This is a genomic window from Clostridioides mangenotii TR, from assembly GCF_000498755.1.
Classification (GTDB): Bacteria; Bacillota; Clostridia; order Peptostreptococcales; family Peptostreptococcaceae; genus Metaclostridioides; species Metaclostridioides mangenotii_A.
The window spans coordinates 66,951-92,845 of sequence record NZ_AXUS01000013.1 but is presented as its reverse complement, the minus strand read 5'-3'; the positions used below and the strand labels follow the sequence as shown (position 1 = coordinate 92,845).

Genomic DNA, 25,895 nt, shown 5'->3' with positions numbered 1-25,895 from the left:
ACTCTTTGCTGTAGCTATCTCATTTTCATAGTTTTTATCTGAAGATTTATATAGTTTAAATTCTGCCCCTTTTAGTGGTTCATTATCTTCTCCTAGCTTTGTAAACTCTATACTTCCTCTTATCTTTGTATTAGATACACTGTCTGGATTCGCTGTTACTACTTTATTAGACTCCGATACTGTAGCCTCTAATACTTTATCTGATTTTAAATATCCTACTGGTGCTTTTGTTTCTTTTATAATATATTTTCCATATTCTACATTCCTGAATTTAACTAATCCATTTCTATCACTAACAGCTTTATCTATTRGCTTTTTATCTGTTTCTCTATATAAAGTAAATTCWGCMCCTTTTAATCGTTCTTTGTTTTCTCCTAATTTTGTAAATTCTATGCTTCCTTTTGTCTTTGTATTTGATATACTTTCTGGATTTGCTTTTATTAACTTTCCATTAGATACAATACTAGCCTTCAGTACTTTATTYGTTAGCTCATACCCYTCCGGTGCCTTTGTTTCTTTTATTGTATAATCTCCGTATTCTATATTTTCAAAAACAACTTTTCCTGCGTCATCACTCTCTGCTGTAGCTATCTCAYCTTCAAAGTTTTTGTCTGAAGCTTTATATAGTTTAAATTCTGCYCCYTTTARTGGYTCATTATCTTCTCCTAGCTTTGTAAACTCTATACTTCCTCTTATCTTTGTATTTGATACACTGTCTGGRTCAGCTTTTACTGATTTTCTATTTTCGTTTACTGTTGCTTTTAGTACTTTATCACCAGATAATAGTACATACCCCTCTGGTGCTTTGCTCTCTTTTATTACGTATTCTCCGTACTCTACATTCTTAAATTTAACTAATCCATCTCTATCACTTACTGCTGTAGATATAGGATTTTTAAATTCAGTATCCGATTTTTTGTAAAGCTTAAATTCTGCCCCTTTTAATTTTTCTTTGTGTTCCCCTGATTTTGTAAATTCTATGCTTCCTTTTGTCTTTGTATTTGATATACTTTCTGGATTTGCTTTTATTAACACTCCATTAGATACAATACTAGCCTTCAGTATTTTATTTGTTATTTCATACCCCTCCGGTGCCTTTGTTTCTTTTATTACATAATCTCCGTATTCTATATTTTCAAAAACTACTTTTCCTGCAACATCACTCTTTGCTGTAGCTATCTCATTTTCATAGTTTTTATCTGAAGATTTATATAGTTTAAATTCTGCCCCTTTTAGTGTTCATTATCTTCTCCTAGCTTTGTAAACTCTATACTTCCTCTTATCTTTGTATTAGATACACTGTCTGGATTCGCTGTTACTACTTTATTAGACTCCGATACTGTAGCCTCTAATACTTTATCTGATTTTAAATATCCTACTGGTGCTTTTGTTTCTTTTATAATATATTTTCCATATTCTACATTCCTGAATTTAACTAATCCATTTCTATCACTAACAGCTTTATCTATTGGCTTTTTATCTGTTTCTCTATATAAAGTAAATTCAGCACCTTTTAATCGTTCTTTGTTTTCTCCTAATTTTGTAAATTCTATGCTTCCTTTTGTCTTTGTATTTGATATACTTTCTGGATTTGCTTTTATTAACTTTCCATTAGATACAATACTAGCCTTCAGTACTTTATTCGTTAGCTCATACCCTTCCGGTGCCTTTGTTTCTTTTATTGTATAATCTCCGTATTCTATATTTTCAAAAACAACTTTTCCTGCGTCATCACTCTCTGCTGTAGCTATCTCATCTTCAAAGTTTTTGTCTGAAGCTTTATATAGTTTAAATTCTGCTCCCTTTAATGGCTCTTTGTTATCTCCTAGCTTTATAAACTCTATACTTCCTCTTATCTTTGTATTTGAAATACTATCTGGATTCGCTGTTACTACTTTATTAGACTCCGATACTGTAGCCTCTAATACTTTATCTGATTTTAAATATCCTACTGGTGCTTTTGTTTCTTTTATAATGTATTTTCCATATTCTACGTTCTTGAATTTAACTAATCCATTTATATCACTTATTGCTTTATCTATTGGCTTTTTATCTGAATCTCTATATAGAGTAAATTCAGCACCTTTTAATTGCTCTTTGTGTTCACCTAGTTTTGTAAATTCTATACTTCCTTTTGTCTTTGTATTTGATATACTTTCTGGATTTGCTTTTATTAACTTTCCATTAGATACAATACTAGCCTTCAGTATTTTATTTGTTAGCTCATACCCCTCCGGTGCCTTTGTTTCTTTTATTGTATAATCTCCGTATTCTATATTTTCAAAAACAACTTTTCCTGCGTCATCACTCTCTGCTGTAGCTATCTCACCTTCAAAGTTTTTGTCTGAAGCTTTATATAGTTTAAATTCTGCCCCTTTTAGTGGTTCATTATCTTCTCCTAGCTTTGTAAACTCTATACTTCCTCTTATCTTTGTATTTGATACACTGTCTGGGTCAGCTTTTACTGATTTTCTATTTTCGTTTACTGTTGCTTTTAGTACTTTATCAYCAGATAATWGTACATACCCCTCTGGTGCTTTGCTCTCTTTTATTACGTATYCTCCGTACTCTACATTCTTAAATTTAACTAATCCATCTCTATCACTTACTGCTGTAGATATAGGATTTTTAAATTCAGTATCCGATTTTTTGTAAAGYTTAAATTCTGCCCCTTTTAATYKTTCTTTGTRTTCCCCTAATTTYGTRAAYTCTATGCTTCCTTTTGTCTTTGTATTTGATATACTTWCYGGRTTTGCTTTTTATTRWYWYTCCATTAGATRYAATACTAGCCTTCAGTATTTTATTTGTTAWTTCATATCCYTCYGGGGCYTTTGTTTCTTTTATTRCATAATCTCCGTATTCTATATTTTCAAAAACTACTTTTCCTGCRWCATCACTCTTTGCTGTAGCTATCTCATTTTCATAGTTTTTATCTGAAGATTTATATAGTTTAAATTCTGCCCCTTTTAGTGGTTCATTATCTTCTCCTAGCTTTGTAAACTCTATACTTCCTCTTATCTTTGTGTTTGAAACACTATCTGGATTTGCTGTTACTACTTTTCCATTTTCATTTATAGTAGCCTTTAGAATTTTTTCATTTATTGTGTATCCTGTTGGAGCTTTGGTTTCTTTTATAACATATTCTCCATAGTCTATATCCTTAAATTTTACATCTCCATTTTTATCGCTTATTGATGTATCTATAGGGCTTTCAAATGAAATGTCGGAGGCTTTATATAGAGTAAACTCAGCTCCCCTTAAGGTTTCTCATTCTCATTTAATTTATTAAAAATTATATCGCCCTTAACACTTATATTTTTATAGTTATAAGTAATACTTTTACTTTCTTTAGAATTAGCTATTTGAAATTTATATACTTCATCACTTAAAAGATACCCTTCTGGTGCAGTCTTTTCTTTAATATAATAATCTATACCAAACTTCAAATTCTTAAATACCACATCACCATTATTCCCAGTTGGTTCTGAAGTTTTTATCACATTTTTATATTTATCAAGTAACTCAAAAATGGCTCCTTTTAATTTAATACTCTCATTATCATTATTAACCTTAATTACTTTAATACTACCGGTCTCTCCAATTCCACCACCACCGGCACCTTGATATATAACATCAATTCCATTAGATGTCGATGACTCTGTCAATCCTGTACCTTTAAATGAAATAGAATTAGAAAATGGTGATTTTGTCTTATCTACTACATTTGTTCTAAATGCAAGTATATATGCATCAACAGTTGGTGAAGTCAATGTAAAGGTAAACTTTCTTGTCTTCATATCGTATTTTACATTATTGCCTCCTAGTTCGACCTCTTCACCTTTAGTAAGTGATCCATCTGAGTTTTGATTTTGTTTATATAATTTTACAGAAGTTGTATCTAGTTCAAGTCCTTCTTGTAGAACATCTTCTAAAACTACATCTTTCATTGATATTTTGTTTGAATTTATAGTCACATCCCAATCAATATAGGAATTTCCTTTAGTATATTTTCCTTCTTTTTTTACTAATGTATTTTTTATTTTTCCTGTTCCAGTACTTTCTACACCACCAGGTACTAAATTAGTTATTAATTTTGAAGTATTTTCTACTACTTTCTCTCCATTAGTATTAAAAATAGAAGTATCGGTAACTTTAGTTTTAAAAGTGATTATTTGCTCTTTATTTATGTCTTTATCAAAAGTATATTTTAATGTTTTGCTACCTTCATCATAATTATAATTAGAAGTATCTATAGCTCCATTTATAGTAACTGAATTTGGTACAAATTCTTGGCCCTCTTTTATAACATCTATTACAGAAACGTTTGAAAGAGGCATATTGTTCTTATTTACTACTATCTCCCATGTGATTTCTCTTTTTACATAATCGTAGTCTATACTAGATTTATTTATAACTTGACTTATTACCTTTTGCTCAGCCGTAGATTCAGAGTCTTTGATATTTTTTCCAGTTAATTTAGATTTATTTGAGTATACCGTATTTGCATTACCAGCATAAACATTTTTATCTGTCACTTTAGTTTTAAAGGTTATAATGTATATATCACTAATACTTTCTTTAAATTCATACATTAAAGTTCCTGTTTTTGTTGAATCATCACTAGTTGATGGTTTATAGCTAATTTCTCCATTAGCTTCTTTTCCATTTGTAGAATAATTATATATTTTAAATGAATTCTCTACATATTCTTGACCCTTGATTATATCATCGGATACCACTGCATTTTCTATATCTATCTTGTTTCTATTCACTACAATTTCCCAAGTTATATCACCTGTTGAAGGATCATATCCTTTACCGCGTTTTGAAATAACACTTGAATATACTCTAACTTCAGAGCCGTCTGATGCAGAGCCATTTCCATTATCAGTTATAGTTGCAGTATTGTTAAAGTTTTTACCTTCATTTGAAAGATAAATATCCTTATCCACAACGTCTGTTAAAAATTCAATTGTATGTGGTTCTTTAATGGTTCCGGGGAATGTATAGGTGAATTTTTGATCCTTTAGGTTGTAATTAGAATCTTCCTTTCCATCTACTTTAACGCTACCATCTATGAATTTCAAACCCTGTGGTATATCATCTGTAACTACCGCGTTTGTAATAGTTTGAGAGCTATTATTTACTTTTATAGTCCACTTAATAGTCTTTGTGTCTTCATCATATTTACCCGTTTTTTGAATGAAATCTGGCTTTATTACGACAGTTGCCTCATTGGAAACCACTGTAGTATCGTCATGAGTAAAAGTAGCCTGATTTTTTTCTACTATTGTTTTTCCATGAGACTCAAGTCCCATGCTTGCTAACTTAGTTTTAAAAGTAATTATTTGTTTAGTCTCAATAGTATCTGGAAAAGTATATGTTAACTCTCTTTCATTGCTATTATAACCATAATCATTATTATTTGCATCTTGCCCATTAATTTTAACTGATCCCACAACGAACTCTTGACCTTCTGAGATAACATCGATAATATTTGCTTTTTCGATCTTTACGTTTTCTGGGTTAACTATAATCTCCCAAGTTATTTCATTTGTAGATGCATCGTAACTGCCCTTCTTATGTATCGAAGCATCAGGTTTTTCTGGTTGTTCAAAGTCTACTTCAATTATTTTTGAATTTCCAGAACCACCCAAGTCAAATTCAATTTCCTCTTTATCATTTCCACCAATTACTTTTTCATCAAATTTAGTCTCTATAAAAAAGTATCCTGAAATATTGGAATGTTGTTCAACAAACTCAGTAAAAACAATTGTTACTTTTCCGTCAATATCAATTGTTCCATTCGCTATTACTTCACCAGAATCATCATTAATTGAAAAATTTATTTGATTGATTATCTCAAATTCCTCTGGTATATGCATAATATAACTCTGATCTTTTTTTATATTATGCTCATTAGGCAATTCAAAGTTATACTGTAGTTTAACATCTGCATTGTTCTTTATTGGTCCTGATATAGGATTATTATTTCCATCTGTTATTGATACGTTTGTTATAAATTTTGTAAATTCTGTTATATTTTCTTCAGCATTCACCTGGAATATTGGTAAAAATGAAAAAAATTGAAACATCATAGCAAGTATTGTTATATAAGAACACAGCTTCTGTTTAATATTTATTCTCCTCATAAATAAGCCCCTCCCTTAGTCTAAAATAGTATACTTAAAAGTTTTTAAAACTTTTCAGCAAGTAGACTATGTTTAATTATATAGACTAAGGGATTTCCTATATATCCATTATTTGCTTAAATATATAACAAAATTTGCTATTTACCAATTACATGATAGATAGTAAATTTGTTATAATCGCCATCAAATTTTCTTATCTATTATCAACAATTCTACACCGTGGACTGGAATACTCATTTTCTTAAGATACTCCCCTTTTAAATCTAATTCCTCTATCTCTATTTTAGGTTGAGCGTTACCCTTTAAATACCTAAGCTCTTCTTGAGACATATTTTCTGGAGATCCTAAGTCTAGCCATTTATCAAATACAGAACCATGTTCTCTATTAAGCTTATAAGTTGTTATTTTATATTTTCCATAAAGCCCAGCTATTCTGAACTTTAACTCCCTTAAACTTTTTTCCTCATATATAGAATAGTTTTCATTATTATTTAAGGCCAGCATATCACCCTGCAAAAATAAGTCATCATGATACGCATAATTATATGCTAAAATCTGTACACTTTCCCCTCTTTTAGTCACTATGTAATCTTCATTTTGGTCAATAACGATATCTCCTAGTTTAGCTAGTAAATAGTACGCATAATAACTAGTCTTTTTAAATCCATAATTATTAAAAAGACCAAAACCTCCATTAATTGACGTAATTCTCAAATTACTCTCTTCATACAATTCTGTAAAAGTCATATTGTCTATAGATTTTGATGTTCTAACACAATGTAAATAGTTCTTTATAATAAATGTTGCAACATAACTTGTATCATGCTTTAAATGTCCTTTTTGCGATGATGTGTTCCACTCAGTTACATGAATTTCAAAATCATTATTCAATATCTCCATTAGTTCTAACTTTACTAATTGCAATGTATTGACTGTACAATTTTTGTCATAGTATATTTTTTTAATTTGGGACACTAGCTTTTGTTTATCATCATAGTTTGCATTATGAAGTATATTATCTTCTAACTCTTCTAATTCAACATACTCTGTATGTATATTAACGCTTAAAAAATCTAAATATATATTGTTTTTCTTGCAAAAATCTACAGAATCGAGCAACCATTTATTTTCTAATATAGTTCCATGATTTATTGATGGACCTCCAACTTTGCACTCTTTAGAAATAGATTTTATCATTTTTATAGTATTTTTATAATAGTTTAAATACTCCTCTGACCGTCCATAACTATGAAAATAATTATAATCGGGATAATTCCAGACCTCAAAATACCATGTTTCAACTTCCTTCAAACCATATCTATTTATACAGTGTTTCATAAACGCTGCAATTATATCTGACCACGTGCTTATATTAATTGAAGGTGATATATTAACTTTCCACCAATAGTCTTTATTTTCATTATTGAAATTTTTAGATTCATAAATAAAATCCATTTCTATAAATGGTTTAACATTAACTTCCTTAAACATATCTAATATTTTATCTACTTCTCTCCAATTATATGTCAATTTACCGTCTCCTGATAGATTATATATCATCATATCTTCCATAAATAATCCGCTTACTCTTATGAATTTAAACTCAATATCTCTTTGAAACTCTCTTAATTGCTTCTGAAAGTCATTTTTCAAACCAACTGATGCTCTACCAAAAGTAGAAAGTTTTTTCCAGTAGTGTTTCAGTTTTTTCCCTTCATATTTTAAATCAACAAAAACACTCTCCTTATTTGTAAGACATCTATCAATAGAACTATTTTTATTGTGCGCTATTGATAGATATGGATGTAATTTTTCATATACATGATTATCTTTTATTTCAAAGTAGATTCTTGATTTGCCATTATAGTTATTTGATTTAAAATCCTTAGAGTCAGAGTTTAATAATACTCTATATTCAGATGGTGAACATTTATACTTTTTTTTAAAAAGCTTATTGAAATAACTAGTACTTGAAAAGCCTGTAGATATTGCTATGTCCGATATATTGCTATTACTATTTGCTAACATATTTTCAGCCCTATCCAACCTTATTTTATTTAGATATTCTTGAAATGACATGCCTATCTTATCTTTAATAAAATGAGATAAAAAATGATAATTGAGGTGATATTTTTCTGCAATCTCTTTTAATGTAATATTTCTAGATAAATTCTTATTGATATAATTTATTATATTGTTGATTCTAGTAATATCTCTATTATTATCGTGTTTTTTTATATCGACTACCTCATGGCTATAGTTGTTAAGTAGGTGATCTCCTAACAGGTATAAGTAGCTACCAACCATTAGTTCATAACCTTTATTTTTTTTAATTATATTCAGCGCTATATTAGAGATGTAGCTCCTTATAATATCAAAATTTTCAATTTCTAAACTATCATAAGGAATAGATTTACAATGAAATCTCAAATTTTTAAATCTAGGGAAGCAATCATTATAAAAATCAGGGTCAACTTTGAGTACCAGTATCATATTTTTTTCTTCTATTTGTTTTATACTGTGAATTTCATAAGCATTTATTAAAATGACATCACTTTCTTTTAGAGAGTACACTTCATTTTCTATATAAACATCTATACTTCCCTCTAGAACAAAAATAAACTCAAATTCATTATGCCAATGCAGATCAATTTCATCGATTCTAAGTATTATAGCTTTTATTGGAAGAGTTCCCTCCATAATAATAAAATCATATTTATTAATCATAAATATTCCTCCCTATTAGTATCTACTTAATATATACTGATGCTAATATTATTGGTCATACACAATTCCTTATATATTATCATTATTTTATTGGTAATTTATGGAAACAAAGTGTATTTTGTATACTCAGAGTAAAGTGAGCAAATATAATCAATAGATTAAGCAACTTTTACCAAACATTTCTACTAATTGCGAATTTTTAATATTAATTTATATATCGAGAAAAAGCAAAATTTAACCATCATTCTCTAATTTTGTTTATTAATTATCAATCTATTATTACCCCCTCTAGATATATCTAACCATTCGATAATTAAACATATTTTTTTAATTACTTAGTGATAATAAATATTTAAGTAAGCTAAAATTGGGTACAAAATAGTTTGTCCATTTGTAAAAAATGCTATTAGACTCAGATTTTGAATACAGTTCATATAAAAAAATAAATTTAAAAATATTCTAAAAGCTACTCTATACAATAATAGATTTTGATATAGCAATTCTAAAAAAATTGTTTTATATTGTATATGTAACAATTAGTTAGGGTATGTATGGGTTTCGAAAATAAGGTGGTAATATATTACATTAGTTCAATAGGGTCAATATTTTCTTAAAAGTAGAGAAATTTAAATAACTATAAGCTATAATATAATCACTGAGGAAAATTATAAATTAGGGGGATCTCATTATATGAATTTAACAAAAAAAATATTAACCTTAACCTTGTCAGCATCGATAACTTTAGGTTTAACTCTTAATTTATCAGCATATAGGCCGCCAAGTCTTGATAAAATTCAAGGTGCAACTACTTACGAAACTGCTTCTCTAATTGCTGATAGACAGAGTTACAATACTGCAATATTAGTTAATCTCGACAACTCAATTGCAGATGGGCTTAGTGCAAGTGGTTTATCCGGAGCGACAACTTCTCCAATTCTACTTACTAAAAAAGATGCTGTACCAAATGTAACTATGGCTAGATTAAATAAAGTTAAGACAGTATATATAATTGGTGGCGTGAATTCTGTAAGTACTAAAGTTGAAAACGCTTTAAAATCTAAAGGTATAAACATAACTAGAATTAGCGGAAGTGATAGAATACAAACAAGTATAAATGTTGCAAATGAAGTAAAAAAATATAGCAATTCAGATATAGTTTTTCTAACAAACGCATTTAAAGGTGAGGCTGATTCAATTAGTATAGCTGCAATAGCAGCTAGAGAAAAATGTGTAGTTATACTTACTGATGGTAAGAAGACTTCGTATAATATAAAAAATAAAACTAACTACATGGTCGGTGGTAAAATATCAATGAGTGAATCATTTGAATCACAAGGAGAGTACTTGACTAGACTGGGTGGTGCAGATAGATTTGAAACTAACTACTTAATAATATCTGCATTTTACTTAGAAGGAAATGGCGATGATGAAAACTACGAAACTAATGAATACTTTATTGCTGACGGTTATAATTTAGTGAATGCGCTCGTTGGCTCATCAATAGCTAAGTATGTTCCGATAGCAATAGTCTCTGATCAAAGCGATAAAAGCATGTTCTTAGGATCAAACAAAATAACAGCTATAGGTTCATTATCAGATAAAACTATTAAGGGTTGCCTAGATCCTGTTCCTATAATAGGAAAATATATGGGTAGTTGGAAAAGTAGCTCTGGAAAATCTATTTTAATTGAAGAAGAACATATATACATAGGTAACTCTCTAGATCCAGTTGAAAATCCAGACTATAATTTTGATATAATCAAAGTAGACGATAAAAATAAACAACTCTACATCAAGATATACTTCAGTGGGTATACTGATGTTTACCGCATTGGCATAGAAGATGATAAGCTCAAGTTTGAAGAGCCAAATTCAATAGGCAACTATGACAAATTCGAACTTTTTAACGACGTAAATCTCTATTAATTCAATAATATTGTAGGTTTAAAGCGTTTATTTTAAAAGGGTAGCAATGTTTGCTACCCTTTAACAATTAACTAATTATATAAAATATACTTTCCTATATTAATTATAAAGTTTTCTTTCTTTTAAATACTTAATAATTAATTCGAAAGTGTCTTTGAAATTTTTTCCAACGAATTTTGTTGTATTATCTGGAAACTTTTCTAAATCCTTTGACGCGGGACCACCAATTACATATACATTCCTCGCCATAAACGACTTATATGCTTTTGAGTCAACAACAGATGAATGTTTGATATACTCTTGCATTATTAACGCTGCTGCTTTATCTTTTTCTCCATTGTAAACTATTACTGTATCATATGGTTTATTATTTTCATTTCCAGAATTTGACCCACCACCCTGTATAGCTTTATTGAGAATCCCTTCAGAAATTATCTTTGCCATAACATTAGTTCCTAAGCTTTCAGCTTTTTTATAATCCTCATAACTGTCACAGAAAAATGACTCTACAATTATCGCTGTACAATCTGTGGAGTTTAATATATACAGTCCTGGTCTAGATTTTGAACCTCTATTAGTAAAATTTACACCCAATTTCTTAACTATCCTATCAGCATAAGTTTTTCCTTCATTTGAGATATATAAAACTTCTGATCCCTTCGATGATCCGTCGTAGCTATTTAAGTGTAGCTCAACAATTAAATCGTATTTTTTGCCATTTATTCTTTTTAATTTATAAGATCTCTCCTCATCTTTAGTTATAAATAATCTTTCAGGGCAAATTAATAAATCTACACTGTGGCCTTCTTTTTTTAAAGCGTTAACAACAAAAGGAGCCAACTTTTTATTGTATTCGTATTCATTAACTACTCCATTGGCACTTGTATTTTGACCATTTTTTAAAATACTATGGCCGACTGATATACAAATTTTCATCATTTTTCATCCTCTTCTTTATTTTTAACGTCTTCTTTACTTTTGATTTCTTCAAACTCTCTAAGCTCTTCCAACTTTTTTTTTTTTCTATTCTTTTATTGCTTTCTTCCAAGCCTTCTATCCTCAAACAAAGTCCATAGATATTATCTGCAAAATGATTTATTTTTTTTGTGAAGGTATCGACACTTTGCTTATATAAAGTTCTATCTTCTTTTTTCTCATATAAAACATTATTTACTAAAACATATGCAATCAAACTGACTATACCTAGGTTAGCAAATTGTATTACTATACCTTCCATACCTGCCATATCTACTTGTCTCCTTACTTTGAATATTTATAGTTCTTATATCAATTACTACCACTTGTACAACTTTTATATTTATGAATAAATTTATACTGTGGCTATATATTATATGATCTTTATGCAGTTTTTGTTTATGTGCGTTTAGATAATAAGTTTGAAATTAATTGCTTAGGGTATAATATAACTAACTCATTAAAGTACGATCATAAATCAATATACATAAAAAATAGGAGGTAAGAAAATGAACAATTACGCAGAAATTATAAAATATGCAATGAACTTAGAGAAAAAAGCTGAGGAATTTTACGGATTCTACAAAGATAAAGCTAAAAGCCAATCTATAAAGGATGTTTTCGAAGGGCTATCTGCTATGGAAGATGAACACTACAATATACTAAAAAATCAATTAGAAAGAGCTGAAAGCAATCAACCATTTGATGAAGTCAACTTAAAATTAGAAGATGGCGAAAAGGTAATTTTCAATAGGGAGAAAGATTTAGACAATGTAAACTTATCATATGAATTATCAGATTTGCCAATACTTAGAATGGCTTATACTCTAGAAAATGACTTCGCAAATTTCTACGAAAAAGCTGCTGCAAAGGCAACTGATCCAAATGCTAAAAAACTCCTAGAAACTTTAGCATATTGGGAAAATGAACACAGAGTTGCGTTTGCTTCTGAAATAGAGTATGCTACTCAAAATTCTTGGTTTGAGCAGGAGTTCTTCCCATTCTAAAATCAAAATACTCAGATACATAATTTTTAATATAGTACTATATGGAATAAAAAACAGACTTCTAAATTATAGAGGTCTGTTTTTGTTTTATTATCTTCCATCTACTTCTGAATTAATAATATAACTATAGGACATACTAAATTTTATAATAATTATTAAAGGAGTTATATCAATATGCTTGTTGTATTTATTAGAAGTATAATATTATATATTGCGGTCTTAATTGCTCTGAGAGTTATGGGAAAAGGTGAGATTGCAGAAATGAACTGCTTTGATCTAGTTATAACTTTGCTAATTGCAGAGGTTGCGGCATTCCCAATGGAGAACAATGATATTCCTATTATAAATGGAATTGCAGCTATAACTGGACTTGTTTTAATGCAGACTTTAGTATCATTTATAGGGCTCAAAAGTAAAATATTTCACTCAATATTGTCTGGAAAACCATCTATATTAATTGATAAAGGTAAAATTCAATATAAAGAACTTAAAAAAGATAGAATAAACATAGAAGAGCTTTTAGAACAACTTAGAATACAAGGATTTTTTAATCTTAAAGAAGTTCAATACGCCATACTCGAGACTGATGGAAATCTGAGTGTTGTTCCTACAACAAATTACACTAGTTCTCCATCAAGAGCATTTTTACATCTCCCAATTTCACTTATTGTAGATGGTACTATCTCAAAAAAAGGCTTAGAAGCTGCACAAAAAGATGAAGAATGGTTAATGGGTATTTTAAAATCTAATCAATTCGAAAAAGCAGAAGAAGTTCTAATATGTATACTGGATGAATACGACAAAATATTTATTCAGCCAAAAAACGCATAGGTGGTGATCATCATTAAATCAACAGTTCTTGCCGTAGTTTGGACAGTGTTATTTTTAATATTTGGTTTTTATATTTCTAATAGTGTAAATGACGTAACAGATAAATATCAAGATGAATTAACTCAAATTGAACACTTTATAGATGAAGATAAATGGGATAAGGCAAAAGAGAATACCGATAAAGTCGCTGAAAATTGGAAAAAAGAAAAAAGTAATTGGTATAAGACATTAGATCATGCTTCATTTAATATGATTGACACATATTTAAATATTTTAAATAAAGCTATAATTGAAAAAGACAAAGTGAACTCATACGAGCAAATTGAAAATGTGAAAAGTCATATATCCAATATTAAAGGTAATGTCAACTATGGACCAGATTATATATTTTAATCAATCATAACTCTTTCAACTTTAGGTTGATTTAAATAAATAATAAAAATGATTTTTAATAAAATCCATTTTTTATTGTTCTAATATAAATTTGTTAGTCTATTTTACATATTCTAAATTGACATCATCTAATCTAATTCAGTTCTACTATTTTTATTAATTTTGAATTTAATTAAATTCAGATAATTATCTTTACTGTTTTTATTTGCTACCCTTCATTGCCTTTATTTTTAAAGGTAATGTAAATAGGTTTATAAATCCTTCAGCATCTTTATGATCATAAAGATCACTGTCTCCAAATGATGATATTCCTTGATCATAAAGAGAGTTCTCTGAGAATATACCAGCTGGTTTTATATTTCCTTTGTACAGTTTAAGTTTAACTGTTCCTGTTACATTGTCTTGAGTAGACTCCATAAATTCATCTATCGCTTCTCTCAATTTAGAATACCATAAACCATCATAAACAAGCTCTCCATATTTATAAGAAACTATTTGCTTATAGTGAAGTGTATCTTTATCAAGAGTTGCACTTTCAAGAACATTGTGCGCTTCATATAGTATAGTTCCACCTGGAGTTTCGTATATTCCTCTTGATTTCATTCCAACTAATCTATTTTCAAGAATATCTATAACGCCTATTCCGTGTTTTTTACCTAGCTCATTAACTTTTTTAATTAATTCTACTGGAGCTAATTCTTCTCCATTTATCTTTTTAGGTGTACCTTTGTCGAAGAATATCTCTACATATTCAGCAGTATCACAAGCATCTTCAGGTGAAACACATTCTTTATATACTAGATCTGGATTGTGCTCATTTGTAAGATCTTCTATATCTCCGCCTTCAGTTGATACATGCCAAAGGTTAGCGTCTACTGAGTATATTTTTTCTTTTGTAGCTGTTACTTCGATATTGTGCTTATTAGCATAGTCGATAGCGTCTTCTCTAGATTTTATATCCCACATTCTCCATGGAGCTATAACTTTTATGCTGGGATCTAAAGCAGCTATTGTTGCTTCAAATCTAACTTGGTCGTTACCTTTTCCTGTACATCCATGGCAGATGTACTTTGCACCTTCTTTATTCGCAACTTCAACAAGTCTTTTAGCTATTATCGGTCTAGCTAAAGAAGTCCCTAGTAAGTACTTACCTTCGTATTTCGCTTCCGCTTTTATAGCGCTAAATATAGTTTCAGTAACAAACTCTTCACATATATCATCTACATAAGCTTTTGATGCACCGCTCTTTAGAGCTTTGTTGTACACTTCTTCCATCTTATCTTCTTGACCAACATTACCACATACTGCAATTACTTCTATGTCGTCATATGTTTCCTTTAACCAAGGTATTATAATTGAAGTATCTAACCCTCCAGAATACGCTAAAACAACTTTTTCTTTCATATCGATTTCCTCCCAATCATTTATATTTATTTCGATTTAATTGTTATTTATTTTCGATTTATATTAAGCTCGTCTCTAGATACTTAAGCCTAATAATTAGTTTTATTATATATAATAGTTTTTTGTACTAAAAAAGCCTCTTAGTAAAATACTAAGAGGCGAATATCCGCGGTACCACTCTAATTGATAAGTTAACTTATCCACTTAATCTCTTAAGGCGAGAATTCCTACCGCCATACTAATTTTCTGGCGATCTCCTCCAAAGTTCTCTTCGCTCAAATTTATTTGCCAAGCTTCCACCGCCCTCGGCTCTCTATAAAACGTCTTTAAGTTACTCTCTTTTTCACAGGATTTAATTTATTTATTGCTTTGTATAAACAATATCATAATTTATTTTTTAGTATATGTCAATTGTTAATTTAAAATAAATTCTAATATTTCACATCGTAAAGAACTAAACCTTTTGCTGGTGCTGTATCAGAAGCTATACTTCTATTCTTTGCCAATATCAAGTTTTGCATTTGATTTGGTTCGATTTTTCCGTGACCAACATCTATAAGTGTACCTACGATTATTCTAACCATATTGTGTAAGAAACCATTACCTCTAACATAAATATCTATATTTCCATCTTTTGAAGCAATTTCAACAGCGTAGATAGATCTAATATTAGATTTTTTCTTTGATTTAGATGAAACAAAGCTAGAGAAATCGTGCTCACCAATTAGATATTTGCTGGCATCTTTCATCTTTTTAACATCTAATTTTTTAGGAACATGTGCTCTGTATTTTCTTGTAAACGGACTTGGATATTCATTATTGTCGATTTTGTAAACATAAGTCTTTGATTTAACATTGTATCTTGAATGAAATCTCTCATCAACTTCCTCGACTGAATTAATTACAATATCTTCTGGTAAATACATATATAGATATTTTTGTATTTTGTTTGTAGATTCATATGAATTAGTTTTGAAATTTGCTACTTGGCAATTCGCATGAACTCCCATATCTGTTCTTCCTGAAGCTGTTAGCTCAATATTTTCATCTGTCAATTTACTAAGTACAGTCTCAAGTTTTCCCTGAATTGTCATATCAGTATCTGCAAGCTTTTGGAACCCTTTATATCTTGAACCATCGTACGATATTACTAGTTTTATATTTCTCATTTTATACTTCCTTTATTTTTAGACTTTCATAACCTTATTCGCTAAGGTAAATGTTATTGTTGTACCTTCATTCTTCTTACTTACTATGTTCATAATTCCGCCGTGAAGTTTTACTATTTCATTACTTATAGCTAGTCCTAATCCACTTCCCGCTTTGTTATAGTCCTCTTGGAAGAATCTATCTAAAACTTTGTTTAGATTTTGTTCTTCTATGCCTGTGCCATTATCCTCAACTTTTACAGTCGTCATATCGGTATCTTGTGATACATACAGCTTTACATAGCCTTCAGATTCAGTAAATTTAAGTGAATTTTGTATCAAGTTTATAAGTACTTGTCTTAGTCTATTTTTGTCACCTTGGATTGTGGTCATCTCTTCGTTTTCAAATTCAAATAAAAGGTCAACATTTTTTTCTGAAGCTTTTACTTTAAGCTGATTTACGACTCCGACAACCAATCCTTCCACATCGACTTCATCAATATTTATTTTTATCCTATCAGAAGATAACCTCGAAAAATCTAACAGCTCTTCAACTAACTTTATAAGTCTTGCAGTCTCATCTTGTATTATTCCAAGGCCTAGATCTAACTCGTCTCTAGTTATACTCTCAAGCCCTAGTGTCTCACTCCATCCCTTTATAGATGTAAGTGGAGTTCTAAGTTCATGAGATATTGACGATATAAATTCTTCTTTTAATTTCTCACTCTTGTCGATTTCATATGCCATATGTTCAAACGTCTGAGCTAATTCTCCTATTTCATCATCTACAATAGCTGAATGTTTCAACTTAACTTTATAATTACCAGTCGCAAGCTCATTTGCAAAATCTTTTAATTCACTAAGCGGATTTATAAGAGTTTCTGCAAACTTTAGACTTATTGCAACTGCTATTAACAGTATTAATATACCAGCCAGAGCAAGCCATAATGCCTGTTTAGCTATTGCATTATCAAGTTCATCAAGTGAAGTCGTATATCTTACAACCCCTTCAATAGTATTATTTGACTTTAGTGGTGCAGATATACTCATAACATGTTCACCTGTTTCGGGAATTTTATAAGTATACGGCACAGATGCCTTTGAATCTTTTAATGCTCTTTCCACATCATCATAATATACTTTTTCGTTACATTTAAATCCATACTGGTCTAATATTATACGTCTATTTTTGTCAATAATAGATACTCCAAACTTAGAATTTTTGTCTAAGCTCTGTCTCTCAAAGATATTATTGATCTTTGTCTCAAAACTTGTAGTATCTACAGTATCTGTTTTGTAAGTCCAATCTGTGGTATATTTAATCTGTGATTTCAATAACTGTCTAACAGATTCATATTGGTTATTTTGTATGTAAAACATGAACATACCTTCAAAGAGGATGACCATTATAATGATTATTATAAAGTGGTTCTTTATTACTTTTTTTCTTAATCCTTCAAAGTGTAGCACTACTCATCTTCTTCCTTTCTAAAACAATAGCCATATCCCCAGATTGTTTGAATATACTTAGGCTTAGATGGATCATCTTCAATTTTATTTCTAATTCTTCTAATGTTCACATCCACTATTTTAAAGTCATACAGATAGTTTGCTCCCCATACTTCATCTAAAATTTGATCTCTACTTAAAGACTGTTTAGCATTAGACATTAAATACTTAACAATAGAAAATTCTGTAGGAGTAAGTTCGATTTCTTTATTGTTTTTAAACAGCTTTCTTTTATCTATATCCAGAACAAATGGTGGAAAGACTATCTCGCTGACATTAGAGGTATTTTCTTCTTTGTTTACCCTTCTTAGAAGCGCTGAAACTCTAACTAATAGCTCCTTTATACTAAAAGGCTTTATTATATAATCGTCTGCTCCTGATATAAATCCTTCAATTTTATCATCTTCTTGAGCCTTTGCTGTGAGCATTATTATGCCTACTTGATCAAAGTTTTCTCTGATAAATTTACAAACCTCTATACCACTCATGTCAGGAAGCATAACATCTAAAAGCGCAAGCGATATATCTCCTTCTGATGTCATTTTTTCTATAGCTTCTTGACCTGTTCCGGCTTCTATTATCTCGTAACCTTCTCTTTTTAAGTTGATACTAACAAAACTTCTTATACCAATCTCGTCCTCTAAAACTAATATTTTCCCTTTCACAATATAACCTCCATCTAAACAATATCTTATTCGTAAATAAGTGAAAAATAATCTTTAATTGCTTCTACTGTGAGATCCAATTTATTGATTTCTTCAACGTTATTTATATTCAAAATATAATCGTAATCCTCAGTCTCCTTTAGAGATATCGGATTGTGAGTTTTTGAATTCTTTTTCTCATCTTTGCTTTTACTTTCAACCATTATATTGAATAAATTTTTACGTTCAGAATCTACTACATCGTAATAGTAGAATTTAAAAACAGAACTCTTTGGATTCTTTCCATTTGCCAACTCTTCTTCAACTATAACTTTACCTGACAAATTATTTGGTATATACACTTTGTAGTTGAATTTATAGTTGTAGTATATTTGGGATGTATAGAATTTATAGCCTTTCTTTCCACTCCATTTGTACCAAGTCACATTGGCATCATCCTTAGATTTATATGTTACATCATTTGTAGGTATTTCTAATATTTTATCATTGTCTATATCTCTTATTGGTATATAATACGGTTTGATAATTTCATAATCAGAAAAAGCTTTCTCTATTTTTCCACTTTGAAAATAAAGAATATTTGTACTGTAGTACCCACCCTTTAGGATTGGTATATCAACAACTACACCTCTTCTTTTAGTTGAGACTTTCCCTATATTTAGATACATATCACTTATATTTTTGACGTTCTGAAGAATAGTCGTATCTCTGTGAATTAGCGTACTATCAAAGTTTAATACACTGACATATGCTTCATTTGTTTTTGAATCTAAGTTTACCATAACTATATCTAGTAAACCATTATTATCCATTTTGCCTATCTTGATTTTCATATCAGTAAGATTGGCTGAATTTTCTATCCAGCTAGGGTCAGCAGTAGATAGTTTCTTTATCTTATTGTTTATATAACCATAGATGTACATAGTAGTTTTTTCTTTTGATTTTACTAAAATTATTATCTCTTTTTGCCCATCACTATTTAAATCGTAGAAATTTGCATATTCAATAGAATCCCCTTCAATAAGTTCCTCATCATCAAATGAGTAGTTATCATTGGTATTTCTTAGGATCATAAAACCAACTTTATTTGATGAATCCTCGTTGAGTGTCTCTATTTTCTTAAATGCAACTACCTCTTCAGCACCGTTTCCATTTAGATCAACGCTATTAATCTTTCCAACCTCTTTTGAGTTTGAGGGAAGTGTAAACAATGTATTTGGAGGCAGTAATTTACTTATTCCATCTTCTAATGATTTTTTGTCTATATCGTATTTTGGCATTCCAACTAAATTTTCAGCTGATTCTGTTCTCATATCACACCCAGAACTGAATACCATAATCAAGGCCGCCAAAATAATTAGCTTATACGGTTTCATATATTCCTCCTATCAAACTTACTCGGACTCCTTTTTCCTAGGTGGTTTAGGTCCCATATACTGGTAATAATATGTCTTTAACATTCCATTGTAAAGTTTTCTCTTTTTGTCTGCTGCTCGTCCAAATTCATATTCAAACTCCTCGTATGAAGTAATTAAATAGTAAGACCAGTTTTTAAGTTTTCTAAATGCGTAACCAATTTCTTTATACAGTTGTTTTATGCTATCTTTGTCTTCAAGTCTTTCTCCATAAGGAGGGTTTGTTATTATAAATCCATATTCCTCATAGCTCTTAAACTTCGTAACATCGCCGACTTCAAAATCTATATAGTCTTCTACCCCAGCTATTTCTGCATTTTCTTTAGCTATTTCAATGGACTCTTCATCTATATCATAACCTTTAATTTTAAAGTCCTCACTTGTATCTATTTTATCAAATGCCTTTCTTCTTTCATCCCACCAAAATTGTTTATCATAAGTTCTCCACTTCTCTGATATAAACTCTCTATTAAGCCCTGGAGCCATATTAAGACCTATCATAGCAGCTTCGATTAATATAGTTCCAGATCCGCACATAGGATCTACTAGTGTTCTTCCTGGTCTCCACGGAGTAAGGTATACAAGACCCGCAGCTAGAGTTTCCCTTATTGGTGCCTTATTTGCCTTTTCTCTATATCCCCTCTTGTGCAGTGCATCACCAGTAGTATCTATTGTAATTACAACTTTATCTTTATGTATAAATACGAATATAGGATACTTTTCTTTATCTTCTTTTAATAGACCAGACTCTAGATAACTCTTTTTTAAACTATCTACTACTGCTTTTTTAACAATAGACTGTATATCTGGTGTACTGTGTAGTTTAGATTTGATTGAAGAGGCTTTTGAAATTGGAAACTCTGCTCCAATAGGTATAAAACTAGCCCAGTTTACCCTCTTTGTGTTTTCATACAGTTCATCAAAGCTTCTAGCTTCAAACTCTGCAACCTTTAGATGAATTCTCTCAGCACATCTTAGCCATATATTTGATTTAGCAATACCGGCTTCATCAGTTTTGTAAGTAATCCTTCCATCTTCTGTTTTTATAATTTCAAATCCTAAATCTTTTATTTCTCTAGCCAACATTTTTTCCATACCGAAAAAGCATGGTGCTACCAACGTGTAATTTTTCATTTTTCCTCCTAATTACTCTACATTTACATTCATGCTTCCCATTTTATAACCGGACATGTCTAATGTAACATAGTTAAATCCTAATTCTTTTAATCTATTATCTACTTTTTCCATAGTATTACCTACAAAAAATTTTTCAATCTCTTTTTTATCTACCTCAACCCTTGCAATTTCGTCGTGCATTCTAACTCTAAATTGTTTAAATCCAAGCTCTATAAGGTAGTTTTCACTCTCTTCAATGGCTCTTAATTTCTCTACTGTTATTTTAGTTCCATATGGAACCCTGCTTGCCAGACATGCAAAAGCTGGTTTATTGTAAGTTTCAAGCTTTAGATCATATGAAAAGTCTCTGATTTCTGATTTAGAAAATCCACACTCCTTTAATGGACTTATTATAGAAAGCTCCTCAAGAGCTTTAAGTCCTGGTCTGTAATCGCCTAAATCATCCAAATTAGTTCCATCGACTACGTTTTCTATATTTTTTTCTCTAGCTATTTGCCTAATTTGAGTAAATATATACTTTTTACAGTAGTAACATCTCTGTGACCCATTTTCTACTAATTCCTCTAACTCAAGATCATCTATTTTAAGTACTATGTGTTTTACACCGTATTTTTTAGTATACTCAATAGCTTCCTTTATCTCTCTATCAGAATGAACTGGAGCATGTACAGTAACTGCTATAACATTATCTCCTAGGGTATCTTTAGCTACTTTTAAGAGTAAATTGCTATCAACCCCACCAGAGTATGCTACTACAACATTACCAAGATTTTTTATGTAATCTTTTAGAGAATCAATTTTACTTTTTTCTAACAAAAGAAAACCTCCTAAAAATAATATTATCTTTTTATTACAACTTAAAAAAATTAATCAATTATTATAATAATAACTATCTTTTATTATAACATATACCTATTTATCTTAATAGTTTTGTTGAAATTATATAATTTTCTAAGCAAACTGAATTACTGTGAAAATGTATTCGCTCTTACATTTATCCAAGATGGTTCTGTGACATTTGAAATCTGCGAATATACAATAGTATCTGAGAAAGTAGTAGTTGCAATTGACGCCCCTAATAATTCCACCAACGAAAGCTCCTAATTAAACAATAAAATAGCTCGAATTTTTTATTATTAATACGATTGCTAATGCCTGACTAAATAAAATTCCAAATGTTGTAATCTCCACATTTACACATCTCATTTATACTTTATATAGTCAATTAATCTATACTTTTATTTTACATGAAAGATATAGGTGCGTCTATCTATAGATACATAAAAATAGAGGTGAATCGACAGTTATTTCTGACAATACACCTCTATTTAATCTTTATATTTCTTCTAAAAACAAAATATCAATATTAGGATTTATTTATGCAATTACTGGTTTAATTATTTGCCCAATCTGCTGGATATGTTACATATATAAACCTAGCGTAGTCTTTTACAGAAAACTGTATTTTACTTCCCTTAGGTATTAATATAAGCTCTCCTGCACTGGCAGATATTTTTCTTCCATCTATCATTATGTCCAACGTACCTTCTATTATATAATCTATCTCATCGTAATCAAGAGTCCAATCAAAAGTAGTTTCTTTCATCTCCATTACACCACATCCAAGTCTTGGACTTTCTTCTAGTGTAAATAAATCTTTTGTGTAAACTACATCATTAGAATTTCCTGTATCTAGTCTATTGCTTTCATCTACCTTAACAGTAGGAAGTTTTATTGATGTTATTCCACTTTTATCTTTATTTCTGATAAAGTCAACTCCATCCTTTGAAGAACTTAACTTTTCCTCTAGTATCTCTCTTACTAATTTTTCAAGTACACTCTTATCTATATTATTCATATCCATTATGCGTTCTCCTTTTTAATAGTCTTATTAGCGATAAACATGGCTAGAAGTACTGCTGATATACCTCCAACTAGTTTTGATACTATCATAGGAGTTATCATCTCTTGGCTAAATCCTGCTGTAAATCCTAGGTGATCTCCGAATACAAATGCTGCTGATACTGCAAAAGCAACGTTTATAATCTTACCTTTGTTATCCATATCCTTCATCATACCTAACATTGGTATACAGTTAGCTAAACTCGCAACTAATCCTGCTGCTGCTTTTTCGTTTATTCCTAATACTTTACCAAGTGCCATAAGTGGTTTGTTGAATACTTTAGTTATTACGAAAACTAGTGGGAATGCTCCAGCTAATACTAGTGCTATATCTCCAACTATCGCTATACCATCATGTATAGGATTCATTCCTTTTATTATTACTACTCCTGTTAAGGCTTCTATTATTCCTGCTGCTAGTCCTAATGTTGCAACTATTACTACGCCTTTACCGAAATATGTGAATCCTTTTATCATTGCATTTTCAAATTTCATTAATCCTATTGCAATAATAATTGCGAATAATATTATTGGCACTAGATTTTTTATAACCATCATCATTGGGAATCCAGCCACTAAACCACCTACAAATGCTCCTACTGGTATAGTTATTATTCCGGCTAATACTCCTGTAGCTAGGAACTTTTGATCTTCTTTTTCTATAATTCCTAGTGCAACTGGTATTATAAATACTATTGTAGCCCCCATTGTAGCTCCAATTATAAGTCCTCCAAATAATCCTGCATTTGGATCTTTTGCAAGTTCCATAGCAAGTGATGCTCCACCCATATCATTTGCTAGTATACTTCCTGCAAACATTGCTGGGTCAGCTCCTAAAAAATCAAATAAAGGTACTACTACAGGGCTTAGTACAGTTGCTAGAACTGGTGCTAGACATATTATCCCAACCATTGATACAGCTAGAGAACCCATAGCTACGATTCCCTCTTCAAACTGCTCACCTAAACCAAATTTGTTCCCGATACACTTGTCTATCGCTCCAAGTGCCATAAATATTGCCATTACGTAAATTATGATTTCGTTTATACTCATAATTTTCCTCCGTTTAAGTTAAGATTTTTTACTCATCATCTACCTCTAACTCGTCTATTATTCCTACTATAGTCGCATCTACAGGTACTAATTTTTTTTCTAGAGATTCTCTGGCTGCACTTCCTTTAGTGATTAAAACTAAATCACCATTACCTGCACCTGCATTGTCTGCTGCGACTAAAAATCCATCTTTATATTCACTTTTGCTTTTTAATAGTTTTACGACCAAAAGTTTCTGTCCACTTAACTTTTCGTCTTTTCTAGTCGCCCATACATTTCCTACAACTTTTCCTATCTCCATGATATACTCCTTAAACTCTAATCAAATTCAAGTGATGTACTCTTACAAAATCACTTGCAAGTGGAGTTATTATACTTTTTTTGTTTACTATTAATTCCTGTAGGTCATTTGATTTATATTTTCTCAGATCACTTTCAGAAATTAATTTTTTTGCACTTAAATCAAGAGATTTAATCGCTATGTTCTCTTTGGCACTATCAATGTATTTTACTGGACTTTCAACAATACATTTCTCAGTGTAGCTTTTATTCGATCTAACATCTTTATCTAGAGTTATACAAGATAAATCTTCTACTAATTTTATTCCGTATTTACATATTTCATCTTCATACTCTACATATTTATTGTATAGAGCTTTTGGTGCCGTAGATTTATATCTTTTGTACTCCAAGTTGTTATGAAGGACAAATACTTCTTGCCCTTCATAAGCATTTTTAAAATAAATCTTTCCTCATCTGAAGTACTGTTGCCTGATGCCAAGTTACATAGACCGCGCATGCAAAGTCTTGATACAACAACTATGTCACAGTCCCTTATCTCATCGCTAAATTCAGCAACTTCAAATTTATCTTTTAAAGTCTCTAATTCTTCTTTATTGTTTGGCCAAAGTACTACTGCTTTTGGTTTGACGCTTATATCTAAGTCGTTTATTTTTTTATATAATTCATCTACTATACTATTTACTAGATAATCGTAATTCAACATATTTCTCCTCCTAGAGGTTACTTTACTATTTTTGCCACAGTACCTTTTTTAAAGCCACAAGCATTTGCCTCGTCGTAATCAATATGCATATACGTTCTATAATTTGCATTTACTCTAACTACAACATCTTCAAATACAAGAGGTCTATCTCCGAAAACTTTTACATTTATTACTTCATTATCATGTACACCAAACTTTGTAGCATCCTCTGGCGTAATGTGTATATGTCTCTTTGCTACTATTAGACCTCTGTCTATACTTATTTCATTATCTCCTGCAGAAATTTTTAGTCCAGGACTTCCTTCTAAATCTCCGCTTTGTTTAACAGGAGCTTTAAGACCTAATGATGCTAAATCTGTAAGCGAAACTTCTACTTGTGTATTTGATCTACATGGACCCAAAACTATAACGTTTTTTATACTTCCTTTTGGCCCAGTGATTGTCACTCTTTCTTTACATGCGTACTGCCCAGGTTGAGATAAGTCTTTAGCCTTTGTAAGCTCATAGTTTGAACCAAACAAAGCCTCCATATCTACTCTGCTTAAATGTACATGTCTTCCAGATGCCTCTACTTCAATAAACGCTTCTTTTTTTACTTTAGCTAAAACTTCTTCAACAATTTCATTTAATATATTTTCCATAAAA

At 30.3% G+C, this 25,895-nt stretch carries 25 protein-coding genes, 1 pseudogene and 1 other annotated feature; of the genes and pseudogenes, 4 read left to right on the top strand and 22 right to left on the bottom strand.

Going from position 1 to position 25,895, the window contains the following annotated elements; translation table 11 throughout:
* The 6 genes and pseudogenes from T473_RS0108250 to T473_RS0108235 all read right to left on the bottom strand — a co-directional run.
* Nucleotides 1-1,035, bottom strand: a 1,035-nt coding sequence (locus T473_RS0108250) for an MSCRAMM family protein (protein ID WP_029791641.1), incomplete at its 3' end; no start/stop codon positions are given.
* Nucleotides 1,036-1,224: pseudogene (locus tag T473_RS20120) on the bottom strand (prealbumin-like fold domain-containing protein); the annotation flags it as partial.
* 8 nt (nt 1,225-1,232) lie between these two features.
* A complete protein-coding gene (locus T473_RS20115; RefSeq protein WP_416386999.1) occupies nt 1,233-2,714 on the bottom strand; it encodes a SpaA isopeptide-forming pilin-related protein in 1,482 nt (493 codons plus the stop codon).
* Nucleotides 2,659-3,204 carry an MSCRAMM family protein gene (locus T473_RS20110; protein ID WP_416386998.1) on the bottom strand — a complete coding sequence of 182 codons (546 nt, stop codon included), beginning with the start codon at nt 3,202-3,204 and terminating at the stop codon, nt 2,659-2,661. The genes T473_RS20115 and T473_RS20110 overlap by 56 nt, the downstream gene beginning before the upstream one ends.
* A 53-nt stretch (nt 3,205-3,257) precedes the next feature.
* Complete coding sequence (locus T473_RS0108240; protein ID WP_024621485.1) at nt 3,258-6,152, bottom strand: collagen binding domain-containing protein; 2,895 nt, start codon at nt 6,150-6,152, stop codon at nt 3,258-3,260.
* A gap of 183 nt (nt 6,153-6,335) precedes the next feature.
* Nucleotides 6,336-8,879 (bottom strand): GH39 family glycosyl hydrolase, encoded by a 2,544-nt coding sequence (locus T473_RS0108235; RefSeq protein ID WP_024621484.1) that lies wholly within the window; start codon nt 8,877-8,879, stop codon nt 6,336-6,338.
* 690 nt (nt 8,880-9,569) lie between these two features.
* On the opposite strand from T473_RS0108235, the gene T473_RS16500 reads away from it, so the two are divergent.
* Nucleotides 9,570-10,805: a cell wall-binding repeat-containing protein gene (locus T473_RS16500; protein WP_024621483.1), complete on the top strand. Its 1,236-nt coding sequence runs from the start codon at nt 9,570-9,572 to the stop codon at nt 10,803-10,805.
* A 99-nt stretch (nt 10,806-10,904) separates the two neighbouring features.
* On the opposite strand, the gene T473_RS17730 is transcribed toward T473_RS16500, so the two are convergent.
* Both T473_RS17730 and T473_RS0108220 read right to left on the bottom strand, forming a co-directional pair.
* The gene (locus T473_RS17730; RefSeq protein WP_077173594.1) at nt 10,905-11,744 is read right to left on the bottom strand and encodes an N-acetylmuramoyl-L-alanine amidase; all 840 of its coding nucleotides are present in this window, start codon (nt 11,742-11,744) and stop codon (nt 10,905-10,907) included.
* Entirely contained in the window at nt 11,713-12,051 is a 339-nt protein-coding gene (locus T473_RS0108220; RefSeq protein ID WP_029791638.1) for a hypothetical protein, read from the bottom strand. Before T473_RS0108220 ends, T473_RS17730 begins: the two co-directional genes overlap by 32 nt.
* A gap of 238 nt (nt 12,052-12,289) precedes the next feature.
* On the opposite strand from T473_RS0108220, the gene T473_RS0108215 reads away from it, so the two are divergent.
* From T473_RS0108215 to T473_RS0108205, 3 genes are all read left to right on the top strand, one after another.
* Complete coding sequence (locus tag T473_RS0108215) at nt 12,290-12,787, top strand: ferritin-like domain-containing protein (protein WP_024621480.1); 498 nt, start codon at nt 12,290-12,292, stop codon at nt 12,785-12,787.
* Between the two features lie 174 nt (nt 12,788-12,961).
* Nucleotides 12,962-13,618, top strand: coding sequence for a DUF421 domain-containing protein (locus T473_RS0108210; protein WP_024621479.1), 657 nt, complete (start codon nt 12,962-12,964; stop codon nt 13,616-13,618).
* A gap of 45 nt (nt 13,619-13,663) precedes the next feature.
* Entirely contained in the window at nt 13,664-14,011 is a 348-nt protein-coding gene (locus T473_RS0108205) for a DUF4363 family protein (RefSeq protein WP_161627545.1), read from the top strand.
* Nucleotides 14,012-14,212: 201 nt separating this feature from the next.
* Here T473_RS0108205 and T473_RS0108200 read toward each other — a convergent pair whose 3' ends face one another.
* From T473_RS0108200 to eutD, 14 genes are all read right to left on the bottom strand, one after another.
* Entirely contained in the window at nt 14,213-15,415 is a 1,203-nt protein-coding gene (locus T473_RS0108200) for an argininosuccinate synthase (RefSeq protein ID WP_029791637.1), read from the bottom strand.
* Between the two features lie 151 nt (nt 15,416-15,566).
* Nucleotides 15,567-15,771, bottom strand: a binding site (T-box leader).
* 75 nt (nt 15,772-15,846) lie between these two features.
* Complete coding sequence (gene truA / locus T473_RS0108195) at nt 15,847-16,584, bottom strand: tRNA pseudouridine(38-40) synthase TruA (RefSeq protein WP_024621477.1); 738 nt, start codon at nt 16,582-16,584, stop codon at nt 15,847-15,849.
* An 18-nt stretch (nt 16,585-16,602) separates the two neighbouring features.
* On the bottom strand, nt 16,603-18,033 hold the full coding sequence (locus T473_RS0108190; protein WP_024621476.1) for an ATP-binding protein: 1,431 nt from the start codon (nt 18,031-18,033) through the stop codon (nt 16,603-16,605).
* Nucleotides 18,033-18,737 (bottom strand): cell wall metabolism DNA-binding response regulator WalR, encoded by a 705-nt coding sequence (walR, locus tag T473_RS0108185; RefSeq protein WP_024621475.1) that lies wholly within the window; start codon nt 18,735-18,737, stop codon nt 18,033-18,035. The genes T473_RS0108190 and walR overlap by 1 nt, the downstream gene beginning before the upstream one ends.
* A 26-nt stretch (nt 18,738-18,763) precedes the next feature.
* Nucleotides 18,764-20,113 carry a hypothetical protein gene (locus T473_RS0108180; protein WP_024621474.1) on the bottom strand — a complete coding sequence of 450 codons (1,350 nt, stop codon included), beginning with the start codon at nt 20,111-20,113 and terminating at the stop codon, nt 18,764-18,766.
* 18 nt (nt 20,114-20,131) lie between these two features.
* On the bottom strand, nt 20,132-21,286 hold the full coding sequence (locus T473_RS0108175) for a THUMP domain-containing class I SAM-dependent RNA methyltransferase (protein ID WP_024621473.1): 1,155 nt from the start codon (nt 21,284-21,286) through the stop codon (nt 20,132-20,134).
* A gap of 12 nt (nt 21,287-21,298) precedes the next feature.
* Nucleotides 21,299-22,105, bottom strand: a complete 807-nt coding sequence (gene larE, locus T473_RS0108170; RefSeq protein ID WP_024621472.1) for an ATP-dependent sacrificial sulfur transferase LarE — start codon at nt 22,103-22,105, stop codon at nt 21,299-21,301.
* Nucleotides 22,106-22,254: 149 nt separating this feature from the next.
* Complete coding sequence (locus T473_RS19430; protein ID WP_278246356.1) at nt 22,255-22,377, bottom strand: hypothetical protein; 123 nt, start codon at nt 22,375-22,377, stop codon at nt 22,255-22,257.
* 305 nt (nt 22,378-22,682) lie between these two features.
* Complete coding sequence (locus T473_RS0108160; RefSeq protein ID WP_029791636.1) at nt 22,683-23,153, bottom strand: cupin domain-containing protein; 471 nt, start codon at nt 23,151-23,153, stop codon at nt 22,683-22,685.
* Nucleotides 23,153-24,244 carry an ethanolamine utilization protein EutH gene (gene eutH, locus T473_RS0108155; protein ID WP_024621470.1) on the bottom strand — a complete coding sequence of 364 codons (1,092 nt, stop codon included), beginning with the start codon at nt 24,242-24,244 and terminating at the stop codon, nt 23,153-23,155. Before eutH ends, T473_RS0108160 begins: the two co-directional genes overlap by 1 nt.
* A 28-nt stretch (nt 24,245-24,272) precedes the next feature.
* Nucleotides 24,273-24,545, bottom strand: a complete 273-nt coding sequence (locus T473_RS0108150; protein WP_024621469.1) for a EutN/CcmL family microcompartment protein — start codon at nt 24,543-24,545, stop codon at nt 24,273-24,275.
* A 10-nt stretch (nt 24,546-24,555) separates the two neighbouring features.
* Nucleotides 24,556-24,936: a hypothetical protein gene (locus tag T473_RS19120; protein WP_242825891.1), complete on the bottom strand. Its 381-nt coding sequence runs from the start codon at nt 24,934-24,936 to the stop codon at nt 24,556-24,558.
* Nucleotides 24,879-25,250: a hypothetical protein gene (locus T473_RS19115; protein ID WP_242825890.1), complete on the bottom strand. Its 372-nt coding sequence runs from the start codon at nt 25,248-25,250 to the stop codon at nt 24,879-24,881. Before T473_RS19115 ends, T473_RS19120 begins: the two co-directional genes overlap by 58 nt.
* A 17-nt stretch (nt 25,251-25,267) precedes the next feature.
* The gene (eutD, locus tag T473_RS0108140; protein ID WP_024621468.1) at nt 25,268-25,891 is read right to left on the bottom strand and encodes an ethanolamine utilization phosphate acetyltransferase EutD; all 624 of its coding nucleotides are present in this window, start codon (nt 25,889-25,891) and stop codon (nt 25,268-25,270) included.
* Between the last annotated feature and the right edge of the window lie 4 nt (nt 25,892-25,895).